Genomic DNA, 21,110 nt, shown 5'->3' with positions numbered 1-21,110 from the left:
TGCACCATGAGCGCAGACGACACCGAGCAGAAGAACACTGGCGAGCAGACCGAGGGCGAAGTGCCCCGTCCCGACGACGAAGCGATCGAGAAGGCCAAGAAGAAGGCCGAAGAAATCGACGCTCGGTACGATCCGGGAGCCAGGGAGACGGTCGTGCTCCCCGGCTCCGGGGGCACGGTCTCCGGCACCGCCTTCGACGACTATGTCGACGACGAGGGCAACCTCAAGGAAGAGTATCGGGACCGAGATCCAGACACCGAAGAAAAGCAGGAACCTGCACAAGACGGGTAACTTTCCGGGCGACGACGGACGTGTCGTTCACGTTTCTCTCGCCGATCACGCCGAACCAGGGTTAGACTTCGCCATCTTTTCTCCTGAGCTTCATCTCGTGATCGGGGACCTGGGTCGTGGACTGGAACAACGTGGTGTGGGACAGCACTGTATGGCTGTTGAAGGCCTACGTGATGACTGCCGTCGTCTTTGTCGTCGTCGTCGTGCTGCTGGCCCGATTCACCAAGTGGGGCAGGCAGTTCTGGCGTTTCGCGGCGGCGTATTTCAATCCGCGGCGTAGTCCCAAGCCGCTGGTGATCCTCGCGGTCCTCCTGCTGTTCACCGTGTTCGCCGTGCGGATGAACGTACTGTTCTCCTATTGGTCCAACGACTTCTACGACTCGATCCAGAACCTCGACGAGACCGCGTTCTGGCACTTTCTGCGGGTGTTCGCGTTCCTCGCGGCCATCCACGTCGTACGCGCCCTGATCGAGTTCCTCATCGGCCAGACCCTCGACATCGATTGGCGTGTCTGGCTCACCCACCACCTCACGGACGACTGGCTCGACAGTCGCGCCTATTACCGCGACCGCTTCCTCGACGACGCGATCGACAACCCCGATCAGCGAATTCAGGCCGACATCACCAATTTCGTGACCACGGCCCGGGTGCTGTCCATGGGCGCGGTCACGGCGGTGCTGTCGATCGTGTCGTTCACCGGGATCCTGTGGGACCTGTCCGGTCCGATGACCATCTTCGGCACCGAGATTCCGCGGGCGATGATCTTCCTCGTCTTCGTCTACGTTCTCGTCACCACGCTGGTGGCGTTCTGGATCGGTAAGCCGCTCATCAGGCTGAACTTCCTCAACGAGAAGCTCAATGCGAACTTCCGCTACGCCTTGATCCGGGTCCGTGAGTACGGCGAGAGCATCGCGTTCTATCGCGGCGAGAACGTCGAGCGGCGAACGCTGGCAGGCCGGTTCGCGCACGTCATCCGCAACATGTGGCACATCGTCTTCCGGACTCTCAAATTCAACGGCTGGAACCTCTCGGTGAACCAGACAGCGGTCATCTTCCCCTTCCTGATTCAGGGGCCGCGGCTGTTCAGCGGTCAGGTCTCACTCGGTGACGTCATGCAGACCTCGACGGCGTTTTCACAGGTGCACGACTCACTGTCCTTCTTCCGCGAGTCGTACGACGACTTCGCGAGTTTCCGCGCCACCCTCATCCGACTCAATGGTCTGGCCAACGACAACATGCACGCCGCCGCACTCCCGATCTTGAAGACGGGCAAGTCCGGGAACGAACTCGACGTCGACAAGCTCGACGTGCGCACTCCGTCCGGAGCGACGCTCATCGAGGGTCTCGATCTCACCGTCGGCCCCGGTCAGTCGCTGTTGGTCAAGGGTCCGTCCGGTTCCGGCAAGACGACGCTGCTCCGGACCCTCGCCGATCTGTGGCCCTACGCGGACGGCACGGTGTCGCGACCATCCGGGGATGCCATCTTCCTGTCCCAGCGGCCGTATCTGCCGCTCGGTTCGCTCCGGACAGCGCTGGCGTACCCCAGCGAACCGACAGCGGCGGACGGCACTCTCCGTGAGGCGCTGTCGAAGGTATCGCTCGGCAATCTCGGCGACCGACTCGACGAGACAGCCGACTGGACCCGCATCCTGTCCCCGGGAGAGCAGCAGCGGCTGGCTTTCGCGCGGGTCCTGACCGCGCGGCCGGCCGTCATCTTCCTCGACGAGGCCACCTCGGCGATCGACGAGGGGCTCGAGCACACGCTCTACACACTCCTGCGGTCCGAATTGCCGGACAGCATCGTGGTCAGTGTCGGGCACCGCAGCACGCTCAACCAATTCCACTCGCTCGGAGTGGAACTGGAAGGCGAGGGGCAGTGGACCGAAACTTCGCTCGTGGGTTGAGCGGCCTTGCCCGGGTGCTGGGTTGAACGGCTCCGCCCGGGTGCTGGGTTGAACGGCTCAGCCCGGGGCTGGGTTGAACGGCTCCGCCCGGGTGTCTCGGCGGCACCCGGGCGGACTGTCAGTTGGCCTTGCGGTAGGCCGATGCGAGTTCGTCGGCCCGATCCCACGGTGACCAGTTCACCTCGCGGCCGTCGAGTTGCGCTTCCACCACCTCGAGGCCGGCGTGCCAGCCCGCGGCGTGTGCATAGGCGGAGTCTTCCTCTTCCACCGTGTGCGTGAGCGTCAACCAGCAACCGCCGCTTCCGTCGGGACTCAGCTCCCAATGCAGGGTCTCCGCGTCCCACAGATACTCGAGGATGTGGCCCGGGTGCACCGAAATGACCGTGCCGGTGGTCGTGTGGTCTTCGGGTAATCCGAACCGGCGGACCTGCTCCGGGGTTACGCGAAACACCAGTTCCGCGCCGGGGGTGAGGTCGAAATCGACGTCGGCGGGGAACCAGACTTTCAAATACTGGGGGTCCGTCAGTACCCGCCACACCTTCTCCGGCGAATGCGACAACGCTTGCTGGAATCGAAGAGCTACGCGCCCGTCGTACGTGAAGTTGACGGTGCCGAGATCCATGGGTGACCTCCGTGCTCGAGGGCGGAACCGTGCCACCATGGTACTGGCAGGCACACGCCGAACCACAGGGTTCCGGCACAACAAAGCCGCCACTACCTGCGGCTCAGTTCTCTTCGCGCGTACGCAGGTCGACAAGGAGGTACAGCGGATGGCCGTCAGAATGATCGACCACTTGATGCAGGCTCGGCAGGAGCTCCGATACCAGCCGACTCCCAAGCGTGTGCGTGCGCGTCTCGGCGGCGCCACGGTCGTCGACACGCGTGACGCCGTGCTGGTGTGGGAGCCACGACGCGTCGTCCCGTCCTATGCGGTGCCGATCTCCGACGTGACGGGCACCCTGGCGGAGGCGTCCGACGATGCCGCCTCGGAGCTGCCGGTATCGCTGGAAGAGGGCGGCCCACCGGTCATCGACCCGCGGACGGCCTTCGGGTTCCACACGACCGCAGGGACGCCGATGACGGTCACTGCCGGTGCCGCCACCGGGCAGGCGTTCCGGCCGGCCGAACTCGACTCGATGGTCATCCTCGACTTCGACGGCTTCGACTGGCTCGAGGAGGACGAACCGATCTTCGGGCACCCCCACGACCCGTTCTCCCGAATCGATGTGCGGCGGAGTTCGACGCCCATCCGCATCGAACTCGACGGCCGACTCGTCGCAGAGTCGGCCCGCGCGCTGATCCTCTTCGAATTCGTGCTCCCTGCGCGCTACTACCTGCCCCGCGCCGACGTCGTCGCGGCGCTCGAACCGAGTCCGACCGCGACGGTCTGTGCGTACAAAGGCCACGCGTCACATTGGTCGCTCGTGGGAGGCGGTGACAAAGGCGTCGACATCGCGTGGAGTTATGAACATCCCCCGCTCGAGCTCGCTCAGATCGCGGGGATGGTGTGCTTCTATCAGGAACGTGTCGACGTCGTCCTCGACGGCAAGGCACAGATAAGACCCGTCACCCCGTGGTCGTAGCCGTCCGCGGCGATACGCAGCCCGCAGGCAGTGGTGCGGACGGTGCGATAGTAGTCCATTGCGCGAAGTGCAGGTCAGGGATGACCCTGACCTGCACTTGATGCGACTGTCCGGCAGTGCCCTCGGTGAGACTCGAACTCACACTGGACGGGTTTTGAATCCGTTTCCTCTGCCAATTGGGATACGAGGGCGTGTTGCGCTGTACCACTGTAGAAGATCGTCGTCGGGAGTCAACCACCGGTACCCTCTAACCGTTCGCTCCCCGGCTTCGGGGTCGTCCGAGCAGAGGAGAATGGTGACCATGAACGCTCCGCAGCCGCAAGGCGTGCCGACCCCGCCGCGACGGGTCGTGGTGGCCGAAGACGAGGCGCTGATCAGGCTGGACCTCGTCGAGATGCTGCGTGAAGAGGGTTACGACGTGGTCGGTGAGGCCGGTGACGGGCAGACTGCGGTCGATCTGGCGGTCGAGCTGAAACCCGACCTCGTCATCATGGATGTGAAGATGCCGAGGCGTGACGGCATCGATGCGGCGTCCGAGATCGCCGCGAAACGTATTGCCCCCGTGGTTATTCTCACAGCGTTCAGTCAGCGAGACTTGGTCGAACGGGCCCGTGACGCGGGCGCAATGGCGTATCTGGTCAAACCGTTCTCCGTCGCCGACTTGGTGCCCGCCGTGGAGTTGGCAGCCAGCCGGTTCAAGGAAGTGACCGCACTGGAGCGGGAGATCTCCGACCTGTCCGAACGGCTCGAGACACGCAAGGTCGTCGAGCGCGCCAAGGGCGTGCTGATGGACAAGCAGTCACTCACGGAACCCGAAGCGTTCCGGTGGATTCAGCGGGCAGCGATGGATCGCCGTTCGACCATGAAAGCGGTGGCCCAGGTGGTCCTCGAGACTCTCGGCGGCGAGAAGCCCCGGTAACCCTTTACGGCCGCGTAAACACTGACCGCATCAAGGTCACAGTAAGGTCACGAGCCGTTCGCCGAGGGTCGCGAACGCCGCCGGACAGCTAGCGTCTGATCCCACAGCGGACGCCAACTCGGGTGGCGTCCGTACACAGGTGATCTAAGGAGACTTTGGATGGCTAAACGGACCCTCGTGCGGGCGGCCGCGGTTCTCGGCGCGGCGAGCCTCGCACTCGCAGGTTGCAGTTCGGACAGTGGCGACGAGTCCGCAAGCGGAGGCGACGGTGCCGCCGCCTCAGCCACCACGGTGACCACCGACTGCACCCCCGAAGAGGCGACGGCCGGAACGACACCGTCCACGGCGCCACTGAAGATCGGCACCCTGCTGCCCGACACCGGTAGCCTCTCCTTCCTCGGGCCGCCGATGGTGGCGGGCACCCAGCTCGGTGTCAACGACGTCAACGCGGCCGGCGGAGTGCTCGGTCAGCCCGTGCAGTTGATTCCCGGCGACTCGGGCGACACCACCACGGATACGGCCAACTCCACGGTCGACCGCGAATTGGCCGCGGGCACACAGGTGATCGTCGGTGCGGCATCGTCCTCGGTGTCGCTCAAGGTCATCGACAAGGTGGCCAGCGCGGGTGTCGTGATGTTCTCGCCGGCGAACACGTCCGACCAGTTCGTCTGCTATGCCGACAAGGGGCAGTACTTCCGTACGGCCCCCACGGACGTGTTGCAGGCTCAGGCTGTGTCGCAGCTCATCTCGGACGACGGCGGCCAGCGTGTGTCCGTCCTCGCGCTGAACGATCCCTACGGCACCGGGCTCGCCGACAACATCGTGAAGAACCTCGCCGACGCCGGCATTCCGGAAGATCAGATCCAGAAGATCATCTACGACCCCAACGCACAGTCGTTCAACTCGGAGATCGATCAGGTCAAGGACTTCGCCCCGGATGCTGTGGCAGTAGTGGGATTCGAGGAGTCGGCCAAGATCATCACACGTATGCACGAGGTGGGCATCGGCCCATCCGACGGCATGAAGGTCTACGGTGTCGACGGCAACATGGGTAACGCGCTCGGCGAGGCCGTAGCGCCGCCGCTGCTCGACGGGATGCAGGGCACCACTCCGCTCACCGACGTCGGTCCGGCGTTCCAGGATCGCCTCAAGGGCATCAACGGTGCGCTGATCGACTTCAACTACGCCGGTGAGTCTTACGACGCCGTCGTGGTCTCCGCGCTGGCTGCGGAGGCGGCGAAGTCGACGGCGGGCCGCGACATCGCCGCCAACATCAACAACGTCACCGAGGGTGGCACGCCGTGCACGTCGTACCAGGAGTGCCTGCCGCTCGTGCAGGCCGGAACGGACATCGACTACAACGGCGTCACCGGCAAACTCGACTTCAGTGATGCCGGCGAACCCTCCATCGGTTCGTACGGAAAGATGAAGTTCGGTGCCGACAACAAGCTGACGACGGACGGATACATCGTCGTGGGGGAGTGATCCTTCTCAGCTGAAACGTACTGTGTTTCAACGAACTGTGGGCCAGGGAAACCCCTGGCTCACAGTTCGTGTGTGCGGACTATTTCTTCTCTTGACTGCCCGCCAGCGTGCCCAGGTACAGTTCGATCACCTTGGGGTCGTGCATGAGGTTGGGTCCCGAGTCGGTGTAGGCGTTGCGGCCCTGGTCCAGAACGTAGCCACGGTCGCAGATCTGGAGGCATCGACGGGCGTTCTGCTCCACCATGATCACCGAGACGCCCGCGGCGTTGATCTTCTTGCAGCGGATGAACACCTCGTCCTGGAACATCGGGGAGAGTCCGGCGGACGGTTCGTCGAGGAGCAGTACGGACGGGTCCATCATCAGCGCCCGGCCCATTGCCACCATCTGCCGCTCACCGCCGGAGAGGGCGCCGGCCTTCACTTTCCTGCGTTCGATCAGCAGCGGGAAAAGATCGCCCACGAAGGCGAATCGCTCGTCGAATGCCTTCGGGCGCAGATACATTCCCATCTCGAGGTTTTCCTCGATGGTGAGCGAAGGGAAGACGTTCTGCGTCTGCGGAACGTAGCCCACACCCTTCCGGACGAGCACGTGCGCGGGCTTGGCCGTGATGTCCTCGCCACGCAGCGTCACCGAGCCCTGCCGGACCGGAATGAGTCCGAACAAGGACTTCAGTAGTGTCGACTTACCGGCGCCGTTGGGGCCGATGATGCCGACGATTTCGCCGTCGCGAAGGAAGAAGTTACATTCGCGCAGAATGTTGACGCCGGGAATGTATCCCGCGACCACACCGTCGGCCCGGACGAGAGCGCCCTCGGCGAGCCGTGCGTGCTCCTCGGGCGTCGCCGCGAATTCCGCTGGGGTCAATTCGGTCATGGGTTCTCACGCCTCAGCTCGGTGATGTCGGGTTCGGAGAGGTCGCCACCGGTCTCGAGGGTCTGCGCCTCCGCAGTCTCGAGCGCCTCGGCGAGCGCCGCAGTCTCGCCGACGGGGTTTCCTTCCTCGTCGAACTCCAGGGCCTGATCGTGGTGGCTACCCAGATAGGCGTCGACGACGGCGTTGATCGACGAAAGGTGAGCGGGTATGGATTCGGCGATGACGCTGCCCTGTGCCATGACCACCACCCAGTCGCTGATGTCGCGGATCACGTCCATGTCGTGTTCGACGAAGACGACGGTCATGCCTTCGTCGCGCAGCGATTTGATGTGCCCGAGCAAGCTCTGAGTGAGGGCCGGATTCACGCCCGCCATCGGTTCGTCGAGCATCACCACGGTCGGCTCGGTCATCAGCGCGCGCGCCATTTCCAGCAACTTGCGCTGGCCACCGGACAGCGAGCCGGCGAGGTCGTCGGCCTTGGTGTCGAGCTTGAACCGTGCGAGCAGTTCATTGGCCCGCTCCGTGACGTCCTTCTCCTGTGCCTTCCACATCCACGGCAACAGGCTGGTGAGCATGCGTTCACCGCGCTGGCCGGTGGCGCCGAGACGGACGTTGTCCAGCACCGTCAGCTTCGACAGCGCCTTCGTGAGCTGGAAGGTGCGTACCACCCCCCTGCGCGCCACCTGATGCGGATACATCCGGCCCAGGGACTGGCCGTCCATCGACCAGGTGCCACTGTCGGGCCGATCGAAACCGGTGAGGAGGTTGAACAGGGTGGTCTTGCCCGCACCGTTGGGGCCGATCAGCCCGGTGATGCACCCACGCTGGATCTCGAGGTGCGCCACGTCGACGGCCTTGAGTCCACCGAAGGTGCGGGACACGTTGTCCACCATCAGAATCGGGTCGGGTTTGGGCGCGCCGGGGACCTGGGGGACGTCGGCGAAGATCGCCTCCCGCTCCTCGGTCGTGAGGGTGGTGACGGTCTGCTGATCGTCGGGCAGTCTGTGGTCAGGCATTGAGCTGCACCTCCCGCTTGTTGCCCAGTATGCCCTGCGGACGGAACACCATCAGGACCGCGATCATGATTCCCAGCAGGACGAACCGCATCGCGCCGACCTGCTGTTCCGTCAGCGGCAACAGGGGGTCGGGGCCGGAGATGGCCTGCCGCAAGAGCGCGTCGGGGATGGCGAGCAGGAACCAGAACAGCATCGCGCCGATCACGGGTCCGAAGACGGTGGCCGCGCCACCGAGAATGAGGGCGCCGAATGCGAAGAAGGTCTGGGCGGTGGAATAGAAGTCGGGGTTGATCGATTTGGTCTGCAACGCGTTGAACACGCCACCGAGCCCGCCGATCATGCCGCCGAGAACGAGCGCCTGCATCTTGTAGACGAAGACGTTCTTGCCAAGCGAACGGGCGGCGTCCTCGTCCTCGCGAACCGCCTTGAGTACGCGACCCCACGGGCTGTGGGTGAGGAGGTACACGAACCCGCAGAGGACCAGCACGAGGGTCCAGCCGACCACCATGGACCACAGGTCGTCGCCGTAGAACTTCACGCCGAGAAAGTTGTACTGCTTACCGGAATCGAATGGGCTGAGAGAGGTGAACGGGTCGGCGAAGCCGAACAGCCCGTTGGTCGAACCGGTGATGGAATCTGATGCGGTGGAACGGAAGATCAGTCGCAGGATCTCGGACGCCGCGATGGTGACGATGGCGAGATAGTCGGCCCGCAACCGCAGAGTCGGAATACCGAGAACGAGAGCGAGGAGGCCGGCGGCGGCGAGACCGACCAGGATGCCGAGCCAGAGCGGTTGCTCGTAGGTGACGGTCATGATGCCCACGCCGTATCCGCCGAGGAGTGCGAAACCGATCTGGCCGAAGTTGAGCAGGCCGGCGTAGCCGAAGTGGAGGTTGAGACCGATTGCCAGCAGCGCGTAGAAGATCGCGGAGGGGCCGATCAGCTGGGCGAGTGAGACCTGGAGTGCTCCGGGAATGTCCATACGATCACCCGATCCTTTGGCGGCTGCCGAGAATGCCCTGAGGCCGGACGACGAGGATGACGATCAAGATGAGCAGTCCTCCGATGTACTTGAGGTCGGGGTTGATCACCAGGGTCGACAGCTGTACCAGCATGCCGACGATCACGCAGCCGAGCAGTGCGCCGTAGGCGGTGCCGAGTCCGCCGAGGGTGATACCTGCGAACATCAGCAACAGGAGTTTGAAACCCATCTCCCACTGCACGCGGCCACCGAGTTCCGAGATGCCGAACAGGACACCACCGAGCGCGGCGAGTCCGCCGCCGAGCCCCCAGACGAACCGGATGACTCGTTCGACGTCGATGCCGGAGGACGCAGCGAGGTCGCGGTTGTCGGCGACGGCACGCATGGCCTTGCCGATGCGGGTCTTCTGCAGCAGGAGGGCAACGCCGACCAGGACGACGAGGCTGATCCCGATGGACACGAGGTTGGCGTCGGTGATGGCGATCGGACCCCAATGCCTCTCCACCTGGGCTTGGTAGTCGACGAAGGGTTCGGCGCGGTCGGAGAAGAAGATGAGGATCAGGTACCGCAGGGCGATCGCGAGGCCGATCGACACCACGAGCTGGGGGATCAGTCCGGTCTTGCGCTTCCGCAGGGGTCGCCAGATCCCGGCGTCATTGGCGACGCCGATCAGGACACCGACGATGATCGCCAGGATCGTGGCCGGGATCAGCTGCACCCCGAACGACACGTTGATGACCCAGGCGGCGACGGCGCCGAGCGTGACGAGTTCACCGTGCGCGAAGTTGGTCAGGCCGGTGGTGCCGTAGATCAGGCTCAGCCCGACCCCGGCGATGGCGATCACGAGGCCGAACCTCAGGCCGTCGATGAGCTGGCGGATCAGCTTCTCGTAGAACGGAACCGCCGAACCTGTCCGGGCCTCACCGAAGGAGAAGATGACCGTGTTCGCGCGGCCGGCCACCACCTGACGATCTACGGTTCCCTGCACGCTGACGCCCTCGGGGAGCGACTCGGCGACGATCTCGAAGGTGTACCTGCCCGGCGCGACCTGGAGTTCCCAACGCCCGGTTTCCGCGGACTCCGTCGAGGCGACCTCTGTTCCGTCGGCGTCCAGCGCCCGCACCGTCACACCCGCGAGCCGCTCTCCGGCGTTGTTGAGATTGCCGCTGACCGGAACGGCATTCTCCGGGGGCGCAGGTTGGCCGGTGGCAGGCGGCGGCGCCGGTGTCGGGGTGGGTTGCTGTGCTGCCGCGGAACCGCCGAACGCGATCGCCGCGACGAACCCGAGCAGGAGGAGGACGAACGCACGGCGCAGTTGCCGGGTGACCGGCCCCCGTCTCGTGCGTTCCCTCACGGACATCGGTCGCGCACTCACTGCTGGGAGTCGCTTCCTCACGGTTGGGGCCACGCAGGTCCTCCGAGGACGTGTAGTTCGGTCAGGTCGTGCAGCGTCGGGCCCGTCTTTCAGCCCGGGCTGCGATTTCCGGACTCTAACGGGTCGAGTCGCGCGAAATCGGGTTCTACGATTTCCGGCGCGTTTCGGTTGAGTTTCGAACCGTCCGGCTGATCGGTGTCGGATCCGCTCCCTAGACTGGGCAACCGTGAGCCCCGCAACCACACCCCGGTCCACCACGTCCCTCGCGTCCGTCACGGCCGCGCCGGACGAGACTCGCCCTACCCTGATGCTGCTCGACGGCCATTCGCTGGCCTTCCGCGCGTTCTACGCCCTGCCCGCCGAAAACTTCAAGACTCACAGCGGGCAGGTCACCAACGCCGTCTACGGGTTCACGTCGATGCTGATCAATCTGCTGCGGGACGAACAGCCCACGCATGTCGGCGCCGCCTTCGATGTGTCGCGGCAGACGTTCCGGGCCGAGAAGTTCCCCGACTACAAAGCGAACCGCAGCAAGGCTCCCGACGAGTTCAAGGGGCAGGTCGAGATCACCAAGGACGTCCTGGGGGCTCTCGGTATCCCGGTGATGGCCGAGGAGGGGTTCGAGGCGGACGACATCATCGCCACCCTCACCACCCAGGCCGAGGCGCTCGGTTACCGCGTCCTCGTGGTGACCGGTGACCGCGATTCGCTCCAGTTGGTCAGCGACGGGGTCACCGTGCTGTACCCGAAGAAGGGTGTGTCGGATCTGACCCGGTTCACCCCGGCCGCGGTGGAGGAGAAGTACGGGCTCACTCCGGCGCAGTACCCCGACTTCGCTGCCCTCCGCGGCGACCCGAGTGACAATCTGCCGGGTATACCCGGAGTCGGCGAGAAGACCGCCACCAAGTGGATCCGCGAGTACGGGGATCTGGTGGGCCTCGTCGACAACGTCGATCAGGTGCGCGGCAAGGTCGGTGACGCGCTGCGCGCCAACCTCCCCAACGTCCTGCTCAACCGAGAACTCACCGAAATGGTGCGGGACGTGCCCCTGCCGTACACCCCGGACCAGCTGATTCTGGCCCAATGGGATCGCGAGAAGATCCACGCGCTGTTCGACGACCTCGAGTTCAAGGTGCTGCGGGATCGGCTGTTCGCCACGCTGGCGCCGGTGGAAGCAGAAGCAGAGGAGGGCTTCGAGGTCCGCGGCGGTGCGCTCGAACCGGGTGCCGTCGCAGACTGGCTGGCGGCACACGCGTCGAGCGGTGCGCGCTCCGGTGTGTCCGTCGTCGGCACCCGCACCCCGTACGGCGGTGACGTGACAGCCATCGCGATCGCCGCGGCGGACGGGGAAGGTGCCTACATCACCACGGTCGGCGCCACGCCGGAGGACGAAAAGGCACTCGGCTCCTGGCTCGCCGACGCGGAGCAGCCGAAAGCCCTGCACGAGGCGAAATGGGCAATGCATGCTCTGCGCGGACGCGGCTGGGTACTCGGCGGACTCACCAGCGACACCGCCCTGGCGGCCTACCTGGTCCGCCCGGGTCAACGCACCTTCAACCTGGACGACCTGTCTCTGCGGTACCTGCGCCGGGAACTGCGCGTGGAAGAGACCGGGCAGGAGCAGCTCTCACTGCTCGACGACGCCGACCAGGTAGATGCCGAGGCCGCGGAAGCGGAAATTCTCAGTGCCAGGGCCGTACTCGATCTGGCGGCGGCACTCGACACCGAACTCGCAGACATCGAATCGACCGCCCTGCTGTCCGAGATGGAACTGCCGCTGCTCGAAGTACTCGCAAACATCGAAGCCGCGGGCATCGCCGTCGATTGCGAGCACCTCAACGACCTGCAGAGCCGCTTCGCAGCCGAGGTGTCACAGGCGGCGGAGGCGGCCTACGGCGTCATCGGCAAGCAGATCAATCTGGGATCGCCGAAGCAGCTGCAGGTTGTGCTGTTCGACGAACTGGAGATGCCGAAAACGAAAAAGACCAAGACGGGATACACCACCGACGCCGAGGCGCTGCAGAGCCTTTTCGAGAAGACGTCGCATCCCTTCCTCGAACATCTGCTGGCTCACCGCGACGCCACCCGGCTGAAGGTCACGGTCGACGGGCTGCTCAAAACGGTGGCCGAGGACGGGCGCATCCACACCACCTTCAACCAGACCGTCGCGGCCACCGGCCGATTGTCGTCCACCGAGCCGAACCTGCAGAACATCCCTGTACGCAACGACGCCGGCCGACAGATCCGGGATGGGTTCGTGGTCGGTGAAGGGTTCGACACGCTGCTCACTGCCGACTACAGCCAGATCGAGATGCGCATCATGGCCCACGTCTCCGGCGACGAAGGACTGATCGAGGCATTCAACACGGGGGAGGACCTACACAGCTTCGTTGGGGCACGGGCCTTCGGCGTGCCCATCGAGGAGGTCACTCCCGAGCTGCGCAGGCGCGTCAAGGCGATGTCGTACGGCTTGGCATACGGGCTGAGCGCTTTCGGCCTCGCCGCTCAGCTGAAGATTTCGACCGAAGAGGCGAAGTCGCAGATGGAGGCATATTTCGCGCGATTCGGCGGGGTCCGCGACTACCTGCACGCGGTAGTCGAGCAGGCACGCAAGGACGGGTTCACGTCGACGCTGTACGGCCGTCGCCGCTACCTTCCCGACCTCACCAGCGACAACCGTCAACGGCGTGAGGTGGCGGAGCGGGCGGCGCTCAACGCCCCGATTCAGGGCACCGCAGCCGACATCATCAAGGTCGCGATGATCAATGTGCAGCGTTCACTGCGCGAGGCGGGACTGAAGTCGCGGATGCTGTTGCAAGTCCACGACGAACTGGTACTCGAGGTGGTCGAGACGGAGCGGGAGCAGGTGGAGCAACTGGTCCGCGACAACATGTCTTCGGCCATCGAGCTTTCGGTGCCGCTCGACGTGTCGGTGGGCACCGGACGCAGCTGGGACGCCGCCGCCCACTGAGCTGAGCCTCACAGAGATTCTGAGCTGAGCCTCCAAGAGACTCGGGGCCGGACCTCAGAGGGATTCGGGGCGACGACGTCCTTTGCGTTATTCGGCCGGTGTCTGCTCGGCGATCTGCTTGCGTACCTCGTCCATGTCAAGGGCCTTGACCTGCGTCACCAGATCTTCGAGCGCCGCCGGCGGGAGAGCTCCCGGCTGGTTGAAGACGAGAACGCCTTCCCGGAACGCCATGATGGTCGGGATCGAGCGGATGTTCGCTGCCGCCGCGATTCCCTGTTCGGCCTCGGTGTCGACCTTCGCGTGCACCACGTCCGGGTGTTGCTCCGAGGACTTCTCGAAGGTGGGCGCGAAGCTGCGGCACGGGCCGCACCAGGACGCCCAGAAGTCGACGAGGACCACATCGTTGCCGGTCACGGTCTCGTCGAAATTCTGTTGAGTCAGGGTCTTGGTGGCCACGAGGGTCCTTTCGTTCGGGAACGGTCGTGCCAGTACAACGCGGGAGTGTCGCCGATTCTTCCCCCGCAACCGCCTCAGCCGACGCGCTCGGTGTTCCGGAAGGTGCGCCGGTACGCCTGTGGGGTGGTGTGCCGTAGGCGGAGGAAGTGCTGACGCAGCACCGCACCACCGCCGAAGCCGACCCGTTCGGCGATGACGTCGACCGACAGATCGGAATTCTCGAGGAGCTGTTGGGCGGCCAGCACGCGCTGATCGCTGAGCCACCGCGCGGGGGTGGTGCCGGTCTCGGCCTGGAATCGCCGCGCGAACGTACGCGGCGACATATTGGCCTTCTGCGCGACCGCCGTCACCGAGAGGTCGAGGGCGAGGTGTTCGGTCATCCAGTCCAGCACCGGTCCGAGGGTGTCGATCGACGTCGACGGCAACGGCATCGCGACGTACTGGGCCTGACCGCCGTCTCGATGCGGCGGGACCACCATGCGGCGGGCGATACCGTTGGCCACTCTGCTGCCCTGTTCCTTGCGCACGATGTGCAGGCACAGATCGATGCCGGCCGCGGTGCCCGCGCTCGTCAGCACGGGGTCGTCGTCGACGTAGAGGACATTGGGATCGACGGTGGCGCCGGGATGCAGTGCGGCGAGCCGCTGGGCGTGCCGCCAGTGGGTGGTGCAGCGGCGGCCGTCGAGAAGTCCCGCGGCGCCGAGAACGAAAGCGCCGTTACACAGACTCGCGACCTTCGCTCCCCGCTCGACGGCGGCACGAAGTTTGTCCAGCAACGGGTCCATGCACGGGTCGGGATCCTTCGCGCAGACGTACGACCCGTCCGCTTCCGCGTAGGTTCCGCCCGCCGGGACGATGATGAGGTCTGCGTCGTCGAGCCGGTCGAGGTCATACGGGACGTCGATGCCGTAGCCGAATCGTGTGCGGATCGGTTGGGAGACGCCGGCGACGAGTGAGAAGTCGTAGGTGGGAAGTCCGTCGTCGGATCTGTCGAATCCGAACACCTCGCAGGCGACGCCGAGTTCGAAGGCTTCGGTAAGCGGCATAAGCGGTACTACGACCTTTTTCAACACCGCACCAGTATGGCAGAAATAATTCGAACTATGACGTTTCTGCCACTATTTCTCGGAAGCTGCCGGCGTAAGGCTTAGGGCATGACAATCCTGGTTGTGGTTCTGCTCGTGTTCCTGGCACTGGCTGCCTTGGCGCTCGCCGACCGCACGCCCGACACGCACAACGACGTCACCCAGCACGGCGATTTCCGGTTTTGAGGGCGAGTCCGGTCACGGCGGGGCCGTCACGGTCCACTCGCGTTTGGCATCTCCGTCCCATCGCCGTACCACCGAGGCGCGGCCGATGATGTCGCCGCCGTCGAGTAGTCGTACGGCGTCGGCGATCTGATCCGCTGGCAGGCGCCGCGCCAGAGTGACGTGGGGAGTCCATTCACCCGGACGGATGTGCGGCGTCACCTCGGTGGCGTGCTCGGCGAGATCGAACACCGACCGGTGTAACGACAACAGGGCCTTGGACGGCACCACCAGACGCGACAACGTGACGTGCCTGCCGCCGAACATGACCAGTCCTCCCAGACGGACATGGAACGACGGGGTGGGGATACGGCGCCCCAGGAGCTCGTCGATCTCGGGCGGGATATGGCGCGCGACGAACAGTGTGACGTGCGGCCGATTCGACAGTGCGCGAACGCGAGTTCTGCTCGGCAGACCGGCGTCCCAGAGGAGTTTCCACTCGTTGCGCACGGCGTCGTCGGTCGCCTCGTCGAACAGCAGTTCCACCGACTGGACCATGGTAGGCAATGATGGCCTCATGGGTGGTCCTACGGCAAACAACTCGGATAAACGCATCGGCGTGGTCCTCGGTGACGGCATCGGTCACGAGATCGTTCCGGCAACGCAGCGCGTGGTGACCGCGGCCGTCACCGCCGCCGGTGGGGCCGACGTCGACTGGGTGACGTTGCCCCTCGGGCTCGATGCGATCGACTCCCACGGCACGCCGCTGCCGGACTCCACCCTGGCGGCCCTGGCGGAGCTCGACGCGTGGATCCTCGGTCCGCACGACAGCGCGGCCTATCCGGAACCGTTCCGCGGGCAGCTGACCCCTGGGGGAGTCATCCGCAAGGAATTCGACCTGTTCGCCAACATCCGCCCGGCCCGTTCGCTGGAGGGGGTCGCCTCGATGGTGCCGGACATGGATCTGGTGATCGTTCGCGAGAACACCGAAGGCCTGTATGCGGATCGAAATATGTTCGCCGGCAGTGGCGAGTTCATGCCCACCCCCGATGTGGCCCTCGCAGTCGGCGTCGTCACCAGGCGGGCCTGTGAACGCATCGCACACACAGCGTTCGCGCTCGCCCGGACCCGGCGGCGCCACGTGACGATCGTGCACAAGGCCAACGTCCTGTCGTTGACGACGGGACTGTTCCGTGACGTCTGCCGGGACGTGGGCGAGCGCCACTACCCGGATGTTCAGATCGATGACCAGCACGTCGACGCGATGACCGCCCACCTGGTGCGCCGCGGACGCGACTTCGATGTCGTGGTGGCGGAGAACATGTTCGGTGACATCCTGTCGGATCTCACGGGCGAGCTGTCCGGCTCACTCGGCACCGCGCCGTCGATCAACAGCTCCGACACCCAGGTCATGGCGCAGGCGGCACATGGTGCGGCCCCGGACATCGCAGGACACAACCGGGCCAATCCCACGGCGCTGATGCTGTCGGCCGCGATGATGCTCGACCTGCTCGGCGAGCGCCGAGCCGACCGGCACCTGGTCGGTGCGGCGACCCGGATCCGGGATGCCGTCCGGTCGACGATCGCGTCCGGAGTGGCCACTTCTGACCTGGGTGGACTCGCGTCGACCAGCGAATTCACCGAGACCGTCCTCGCCCGTACCCTGCGTCGGTGAAAGCGCGGTCACGGCACGGCACGGGCCGTTAATGTTCGGTAACGACGTCTGCAGATGTGGGTGCCGTAACCTACCGTTCGACTATTCGGAGTTCGCGAGTTCTCCGTCGCCGTAGCTCGTACGGTGCAACACGATTTTCGATGCATCACGATTTTTCTGGAGGACATGCCAGTGTCTGGTCGATCCGTCTTCACGCGTCGGCGCGTGGCCCGAACCATCTGTGCACTGGCGGGAAGCAGCGCGCTGCTCCTCGCCGGCTGTGCCAGCAATACCGAAGGTGGCGGTTCCCCTTCGGGTGACGCCGCCGCCACGGTGGAAGTTGAGAAGGTGGATGCCATCGCGGCCGAGTTGCCGGAGAAGATCGCGTCGTCGGGCAAGATCGTGGTCGGCGTGAACATCCCGTACTCGCCCAACGAGTTCAAGGATCCCAGCGGAAAGATCGTCGGCTTCGACGTGGATCTCGTCGACGCGGTCGGCAAGGTACTCGGGGTCACGCCGGAGTACACCGAAGCCGACTTCGACAAGATCATCCCGTCGATCCAGGCCGGCAGTTACGACATGGGCATGTCCTCGTTCACGGACACCAAGGAACGCGAGCAGTCCGTCGATTTCGTCACGTACTTCAGCGCGGGCGTGCAGTGGGCCCAGCCTGTCGGTAAGAATGTCGATCCCAACAACGCGTGCGGTCTGCGGGTCGGGGTGCAAACCACCACCATCGAGGACCTCGAGGAAGTACCCGCCAAGAGTGCCGCGTGTGTGGCGGCCGGTAAGCCGGCGATCGAGATCGTGAAGTTCGACAGTCAGGACGACGCCGCCAACGCGGTCGCCCTCGGCAAGGTCGATGCCATGTCCGCGGATTCGCCCGTCACCGCCTACGCGATCAAGCAGAGCGACGGCAGGATCGAGGCGGCGGGCGAGGTCTTCGACGCCGCGCCCTACGGCTGGCCCGTCGCCAAGGGATCGCCCCTCGGACCCGTTCTCCAGAAGGCCATGCAACACCTCATCGACGACGGCACATATCAGAAGATCGCGGAGAACTGGGGCGTCCAGGCCGGCGTCATCACGACTTCGCACATCAACGGCGCCACGAGCTGAGCGGTTGACGAGTGTCTGATCTGGAAAAGGTGCCGGGCGATGTCACGACCGCGACGGGTTCGGATCCCGAGCCGATCAAAGCGATCCCGCTGCGACGGCCCGGGCGCTGGATCGCTGCGATCGTCGTCGGGTTACTCCTCGCTCTGTTCGTCAACGGTGCCCGCACCAACGAGGCGTATCGCTGGGACATCTACATCCGCTACCTGTTCGACGCGCGAATTTCCGCAGCGGCCTGGAACACGATTCAGCTGACGATTCTGTCGATGGCGATTGCCATCGTGCTCGGCGTGCTGCTCGCTGTCATGCGGTTGTCGCCAAACCCGGTGCTCAAGGCGTCGTCCTGGGGTTATCTGTGGATCTTCCGCGGCACCCCGGTATACGTCCAGCTGGTGTTCTGGGGCCTGTTCCCGTCCATCTACAAGCAACTCGACCTCGGCATCCCCTTCGTGCACCAGTTCGTGCACATCGACCTGCAGGGCATCAACGCGGCGTTCCTGTTCGCGGTGATCGGCCTGGGCCTCAACGAGGCCGCGTACATGGCCGAAATCGTGCGGGCCGGCGTCAACTCGGTCGCCGAGGGGCAGACCGAGGCGTCGGTGGCGCTGGGCATGACGTGGTCGCAGACGATGCGGCGGACAGTGCTGCCACAGGCGATGCGGGTCATCATCCCGCCCACCGGCAATGAACTGATCAGCATGCTGAAAACCACCTCGCTGGTCACCGCGGTCCCGTACAGCCTCGAACTGTACGGCCGTGCCAGAGACATTTCGGGTGCCAACTTCCAGCCGATTCCGTTGCTGATGGTCGCGGCCACCTGGTACCTCGCCATTACGAGTCTCCTGATGATCGGGCAGTTCTACCTCGAGCGGTACTACTCGAAGGGCGCGACGCGCAAGCTCACCGCCCGGCAGTTGCAGGCGCTCGCCGACGCGCAGGGCAAGCCGCTGGTGATCGAACCCGGCCCCGAGACGCTGCCCGACACACCCGGAGGGGAACGAAAATGACGCCGATGGTCAAGGCGGACCAGGTGTGCAAGAACTTCGGTGCGCTGAAAGTACTCAAGGGCATCTCACTCGAAATCGGCCGCGGGCAGGTGCTGTGCCTGGTCGGCCCCTCGGGGTCCGGCAAGTCGACATTCCTGCGCTGCATCAACCACCTCGAGCAGGTCAATGCCGGGCGGCTCTACGTCGACGGTGAACTCGTGGGGTACTCGGAGCGGAACGGCAAGCTGTACGAACTGCATCCCCGTGCGGCGGCGAAGCAGCGGCGCGACATCGGCATGGTCTTCCAGCACTTCAATCTGTTCCCGCACCGGACCGCGCTCGAGAACATCATCGAGGCGCCCACCCAGGTCAAGCGGCTCAGCAAGAAGAAGGCCGTCGAGCGTGGACGTGAACTGCTGGCCCAGGTCGGGCTGAGCGAGAAGGCCGACGCCTACCCTGCCCAACTGTCGGGCGGTCAGCAGCAGCGGGTCGCCATCGCCCGGGCACTCGCGATGGACCCGAAGCTGATGTTGTTCGACGAGCCCACCTCGGCGCTCGACCCGGAACTCGTCGGTGAGGTCCTCACCGTCATGAAAGACCTTGCGGCAGGCGGCATGACCATGGTCGTGGTCACTCACGAGATGGGGTTCGCCCGCGAGGTGGCCGATCAACTGGTGTTCATGGACGCCGGCGTGGTGGTCGAATCGGGAGAGCCACGCGAACTGCTGGCCAATCCGCAGCACGACCGCACCAAGGCGTTCCTGTCGAAGTTGCTGTGAGCGAGCCGGCGCTCTTCGACTTCGTCGGTGTCGACGTCGAGCAGGGCGGGACCCGTGTGCTGCGCGACATCGACGTGACCATTCCGGAAGCGGGAATCACGGTGCTGGTGGGGCGTTCGGGAGCCGGGAAGTCGACGCTGTTGCGATGCTGCAACCGGCTGGAGGTCCCGACCACGGGAGTCGTTCGGTTTCGCGGACGGTCGCTGGCCGACGTGGACGTGCTGGCGCACCGGCGGACGGTGGGCATGGTGTTCCAGCAGCCCACCGCATTTCCGGGAACGGTGCTGGACAACGTCCGTGCCGCCGACCCCGGTGTCGACGAGGCGCGCGGAGGTGAGTTACTTCGCCACGTCGGGCTCGACCCCGCAATGCTCGGGCAGGTGGCCGACACCCTGTCGGGAGGCGAGATGCAGCGCATGGTCCTGGCCAGGGCGCTCGCGACCCGGCCGTCGGTTCTGCTCGCAGACGAACCGACCGCGGCCCTCGACACGGAATCTTCGGCGCAGCTCGAGTCGCTCGTGCTGCGACTGGCGAAGGAGGGGATGCCCATTCTCTGGGTCACCCATGATCTCGGACAGATGCGCCGGCTGGCAGATCACCTGGTGGCCCTCGATTCGGGGCACATCGTTTATACCGGTGCCCCCGGCGACTATTCGGACCGTCCGATGGCGGGGGAGTCGGAGACGTGAGCTCGACGATCATCGGATGGGCCGGTCTTCTCGCATCGCTGATCTTCGTCGCTGTCGCTATCGGACTCTCAGCGCAGCAACGGCTTTCGCTGACGACGCCGATCGTCGTCTCCGTGGCGCGTTCCCTCGTGCAGATGATGATCGTCGGGGTGGCGCTGGTTCCACTCGTGCGGCCACAGACCCCGCTGTGGTGGTCGTGGCTGTGGGTCATCGGCATCGTATTCTTCGCCGCGTACACGATCACGCGCCGGGCACCGACGGTCCCCGCGTTGTATGTCATCGCGCTGGCCGCCATGGCGGCGGTGGCCGTGGTGGGCCTGGCCGTGATCTTCGGCGCTCGGATCTTCGAGCTGAACGGGCGGACGCTCGTGCCCGTCGCCGGCATGATCGTCGGGAACTCGATGAAGTCCGCCGTCATCGCCGCCACGCGGGTCAGTGAGTCGGTGGCCGACCATCGCGCCGAGATCGAGGCCGGACTCGCTCTCGGGATGACACCTCGCCGCGCCTTCGATCGGCAGCTACGGTCGGCTCTGCGAACGGCTATTTCGTCCCAGATCGAGCAGACGGCAGCTCTGGGCATCGTGTTCCTGCCCGGCGCGATGACCGGTCTGATTCTCGCGGGCGTCGACCCCATGGAAGCGGTGTTCGCTCAGCTCGCACTGATGTACGTCATTCTGGCCGGCGTCGTCATCGCTGTGGTGGTGACGGGTCTCGGCACGCTGCGGAGGCTCACCACGGCCGATCAACGACTGGTACCCGTCGCCCGCGCCCGCTGACCTCTCGGGT

20 protein-coding genes and 1 tRNA gene are annotated in these 21,110 nt (G+C 65.1%); 12 read left to right on the top strand and 9 right to left on the bottom strand.

Annotation, left to right across the window (positions count from 1 at the left end; translation table 11 throughout):
- The first annotated feature begins 6 nt into the window (after positions 1–6).
- Positions 7–291 carry a hypothetical protein gene (locus tag L1080_RS12470; protein WP_109329392.1) on the top strand — a complete coding sequence of 95 codons (285 nt, stop codon included), beginning with the start codon at positions 7–9 and terminating at the stop codon, positions 289–291.
- 116 nt (positions 292–407) lie between these two features.
- Positions 408–2,195, top strand: a complete 1,788-nt coding sequence (locus tag L1080_RS12465) for an ABC transporter ATP-binding protein/permease (protein WP_250774334.1) — start codon at positions 408–410, stop codon at positions 2,193–2,195.
- A gap of 118 nt (positions 2,196–2,313) precedes the next feature.
- On the opposite strand, the gene L1080_RS12460 is transcribed toward L1080_RS12465, so the two are convergent.
- Positions 2,314–2,817, bottom strand: coding sequence for an SRPBCC family protein (locus tag L1080_RS12460; protein WP_159921845.1), 504 nt, complete (start codon positions 2,815–2,817; stop codon positions 2,314–2,316).
- A gap of 148 nt (positions 2,818–2,965) precedes the next feature.
- Here L1080_RS12460 and L1080_RS12455 point away from each other — a divergent pair, with 148 nt between their 5' ends.
- Positions 2,966–3,778, top strand: coding sequence for a DUF427 domain-containing protein (locus L1080_RS12455; protein ID WP_250774336.1), 813 nt, complete (start codon positions 2,966–2,968; stop codon positions 3,776–3,778).
- A 117-nt stretch (positions 3,779–3,895) separates the two neighbouring features.
- Here the strand turns inward: L1080_RS12455 and L1080_RS12450 are convergent.
- Positions 3,896–3,969 (bottom strand) — tRNA-Leu (locus L1080_RS12450).
- 101 nt (positions 3,970–4,070) lie between these two features.
- On the opposite strand from L1080_RS12450, the gene L1080_RS12445 reads away from it, so the two are divergent.
- Both L1080_RS12445 and L1080_RS12440 read left to right on the top strand, forming a co-directional pair.
- Positions 4,071–4,697, top strand: a complete 627-nt coding sequence (locus L1080_RS12445) for an ANTAR domain-containing response regulator (protein WP_250774337.1) — start codon at positions 4,071–4,073, stop codon at positions 4,695–4,697.
- A gap of 159 nt (positions 4,698–4,856) precedes the next feature.
- Positions 4,857–6,182, top strand: a complete 1,326-nt coding sequence (locus L1080_RS12440) for an ABC transporter substrate-binding protein (protein ID WP_109329397.1) — start codon at positions 4,857–4,859, stop codon at positions 6,180–6,182.
- Positions 6,183–6,261: 79 nt separating this feature from the next.
- Here the strand turns inward: L1080_RS12440 and L1080_RS12435 are convergent, their stop codons facing one another.
- Genes L1080_RS12435 through L1080_RS12420 form a run of 4 tightly spaced genes read right to left on the bottom strand, consistent with a single transcriptional unit; the run spans position 6,262 to position 10,429 of the window.
- Complete coding sequence (locus L1080_RS12435; protein ID WP_250774339.1) at positions 6,262–7,056, bottom strand: ABC transporter ATP-binding protein; 795 nt, start codon at positions 7,054–7,056, stop codon at positions 6,262–6,264.
- A complete protein-coding gene (locus tag L1080_RS12430; protein WP_250774341.1) occupies positions 7,053–8,072 on the bottom strand; it encodes an ABC transporter ATP-binding protein in 1,020 nt (339 codons plus the stop codon). The genes L1080_RS12435 and L1080_RS12430 overlap by 4 nt, the downstream gene beginning before the upstream one ends.
- On the bottom strand, positions 8,065–9,054 hold the full coding sequence (locus tag L1080_RS12425; RefSeq protein ID WP_159921853.1) for a branched-chain amino acid ABC transporter permease: 990 nt from the start codon (positions 9,052–9,054) through the stop codon (positions 8,065–8,067). The genes L1080_RS12430 and L1080_RS12425 overlap by 8 nt, the downstream gene beginning before the upstream one ends.
- 4 nt (positions 9,055–9,058) lie before the next feature.
- Positions 9,059–10,429 carry a branched-chain amino acid ABC transporter permease gene (locus L1080_RS12420; RefSeq protein WP_250774343.1) on the bottom strand — a complete coding sequence of 457 codons (1,371 nt, stop codon included), beginning with the start codon at positions 10,427–10,429 and terminating at the stop codon, positions 9,059–9,061.
- Positions 10,430–10,655: 226 nt separating this feature from the next.
- Here L1080_RS12420 and polA point away from each other — a divergent pair, with 226 nt between their 5' ends.
- Positions 10,656–13,400 carry a DNA polymerase I gene (gene polA, locus L1080_RS12415; RefSeq protein WP_201453565.1) on the top strand — a complete coding sequence of 915 codons (2,745 nt, stop codon included), beginning with the start codon at positions 10,656–10,658 and terminating at the stop codon, positions 13,398–13,400.
- Positions 13,401–13,487: 87 nt separating this feature from the next.
- Here the strand turns inward: polA and trxA are convergent, their stop codons facing one another.
- The 3 genes from trxA to L1080_RS12400 all read right to left on the bottom strand — a co-directional run bounded on the left by trxA (position 13,488) and on the right by L1080_RS12400 (position 15,661).
- On the bottom strand, positions 13,488–13,856 hold the full coding sequence (trxA, locus tag L1080_RS12410; protein WP_109329403.1) for a thioredoxin: 369 nt from the start codon (positions 13,854–13,856) through the stop codon (positions 13,488–13,490).
- Positions 13,857–13,930: 74 nt separating this feature from the next.
- The gene (locus tag L1080_RS12405) at positions 13,931–14,929 is read right to left on the bottom strand and encodes a helix-turn-helix domain-containing protein (RefSeq protein WP_308202184.1); all 999 of its coding nucleotides are present in this window, start codon (positions 14,927–14,929) and stop codon (positions 13,931–13,933) included.
- Between the two features lie 210 nt (positions 14,930–15,139).
- The gene (locus tag L1080_RS12400) at positions 15,140–15,661 is read right to left on the bottom strand and encodes a 2'-5' RNA ligase family protein (RefSeq protein ID WP_159921855.1); all 522 of its coding nucleotides are present in this window, start codon (positions 15,659–15,661) and stop codon (positions 15,140–15,142) included.
- Positions 15,662–15,680: 19 nt separating this feature from the next.
- Between L1080_RS12400 and L1080_RS12395 the strand changes: the two genes are divergently transcribed.
- The 6 genes from L1080_RS12395 to L1080_RS12370 all read left to right on the top strand — a co-directional run bounded on the left by L1080_RS12395 (position 15,681) and on the right by L1080_RS12370 (position 21,100).
- On the top strand, positions 15,681–16,778 hold the full coding sequence (locus L1080_RS12395; RefSeq protein ID WP_250774404.1) for an isocitrate/isopropylmalate dehydrogenase family protein: 1,098 nt from the start codon (positions 15,681–15,683) through the stop codon (positions 16,776–16,778).
- 165 nt (positions 16,779–16,943) lie between these two features.
- Positions 16,944–17,873: an ABC transporter substrate-binding protein gene (locus L1080_RS12390; RefSeq protein ID WP_159921857.1), complete on the top strand. Its 930-nt coding sequence runs from the start codon at positions 16,944–16,946 to the stop codon at positions 17,871–17,873.
- Between the two features lie 20 nt (positions 17,874–17,893).
- Positions 17,894–18,877, top strand: a complete 984-nt coding sequence (locus tag L1080_RS12385; protein WP_284708525.1) for an amino acid ABC transporter permease — start codon at positions 17,894–17,896, stop codon at positions 18,875–18,877.
- Complete coding sequence (locus tag L1080_RS12380) at positions 18,874–19,635, top strand: amino acid ABC transporter ATP-binding protein (protein ID WP_109329408.1); 762 nt, start codon at positions 18,874–18,876, stop codon at positions 19,633–19,635. The genes L1080_RS12385 and L1080_RS12380 overlap by 4 nt, the downstream gene beginning before the upstream one ends.
- Complete coding sequence (locus L1080_RS12375; RefSeq protein WP_159921859.1) at positions 19,632–20,324, top strand: ABC transporter ATP-binding protein; 693 nt, start codon at positions 19,632–19,634, stop codon at positions 20,322–20,324. The genes L1080_RS12380 and L1080_RS12375 overlap by 4 nt, the downstream gene beginning before the upstream one ends.
- Entirely contained in the window at positions 20,321–21,100 is a 780-nt protein-coding gene (locus L1080_RS12370; protein WP_250774346.1) for an ABC transporter permease, read from the top strand. The genes L1080_RS12375 and L1080_RS12370 overlap by 4 nt, the downstream gene beginning before the upstream one ends.
- The last annotated feature ends 10 nt before the right edge of the window (positions 21,101–21,110 follow it).

The sequence above is a fragment of the Rhodococcus sp. MSC1_016 genome, assembly GCF_023667485.2.
Lineage (GTDB): Bacteria > Actinomycetota > Actinomycetes > Mycobacteriales > Mycobacteriaceae > Rhodococcus_F > Rhodococcus_F oxybenzonivorans.
Note: the sequence above shows the minus strand (reverse complement) of the source record. Positions and strands in the feature narration are given on the sequence as shown.

Bases quoted from the DNA above. Each gene is read 5' to 3' on its own strand.
- L1080_RS12400 (WP_159921855.1), bottom strand. From the start codon at position 15,661: ATGGTCCAGTCGGTGGAACTGCTGTTCGACGAGGCGACCGACGACGCC.
- L1080_RS12470 (WP_109329392.1), top strand. From the start codon at position 7: ATGAGCGCAGACGACACCGAGCAGAAGAACACTGGCGAGCAGACCGAG.
- L1080_RS12440 (WP_109329397.1), top strand. From the start codon at position 4,857: ATGGCTAAACGGACCCTCGTGCGGGCGGCCGCGGTTCTCGGCGCGGCG.
- L1080_RS12435 (WP_250774339.1), bottom strand. From the start codon at position 7,056: ATGACCGAATTGACCCCAGCGGAATTCGCGGCGACGCCCGAGGAGCAC.
- L1080_RS12445 (WP_250774337.1), top strand. From the start codon at position 4,071: ATGGTGACCATGAACGCTCCGCAGCCGCAAGGCGTGCCGACCCCGCCG.
- L1080_RS12460 (WP_159921845.1), bottom strand. From the start codon at position 2,817: ATGGATCTCGGCACCGTCAACTTCACGTACGACGGGCGCGTAGCTCTT.
- L1080_RS12425 (WP_159921853.1), bottom strand. From the start codon at position 9,054: ATGGACATTCCCGGAGCACTCCAGGTCTCACTCGCCCAGCTGATCGGC.
- L1080_RS12390 (WP_159921857.1), top strand. From the start codon at position 16,944: ATGCCAGTGTCTGGTCGATCCGTCTTCACGCGTCGGCGCGTGGCCCGA.
- L1080_RS12430 (WP_250774341.1), bottom strand. From the start codon at position 8,072: ATGCCTGACCACAGACTGCCCGACGATCAGCAGACCGTCACCACCCTC.
- L1080_RS12380 (WP_109329408.1), top strand. From the start codon at position 18,874: ATGACGCCGATGGTCAAGGCGGACCAGGTGTGCAAGAACTTCGGTGCG.
- L1080_RS12455 (WP_250774336.1), top strand. From the start codon at position 2,966: ATGGCCGTCAGAATGATCGACCACTTGATGCAGGCTCGGCAGGAGCTC.
- L1080_RS12395 (WP_250774404.1), top strand. From the start codon at position 15,681: ATGGGTGGTCCTACGGCAAACAACTCGGATAAACGCATCGGCGTGGTC.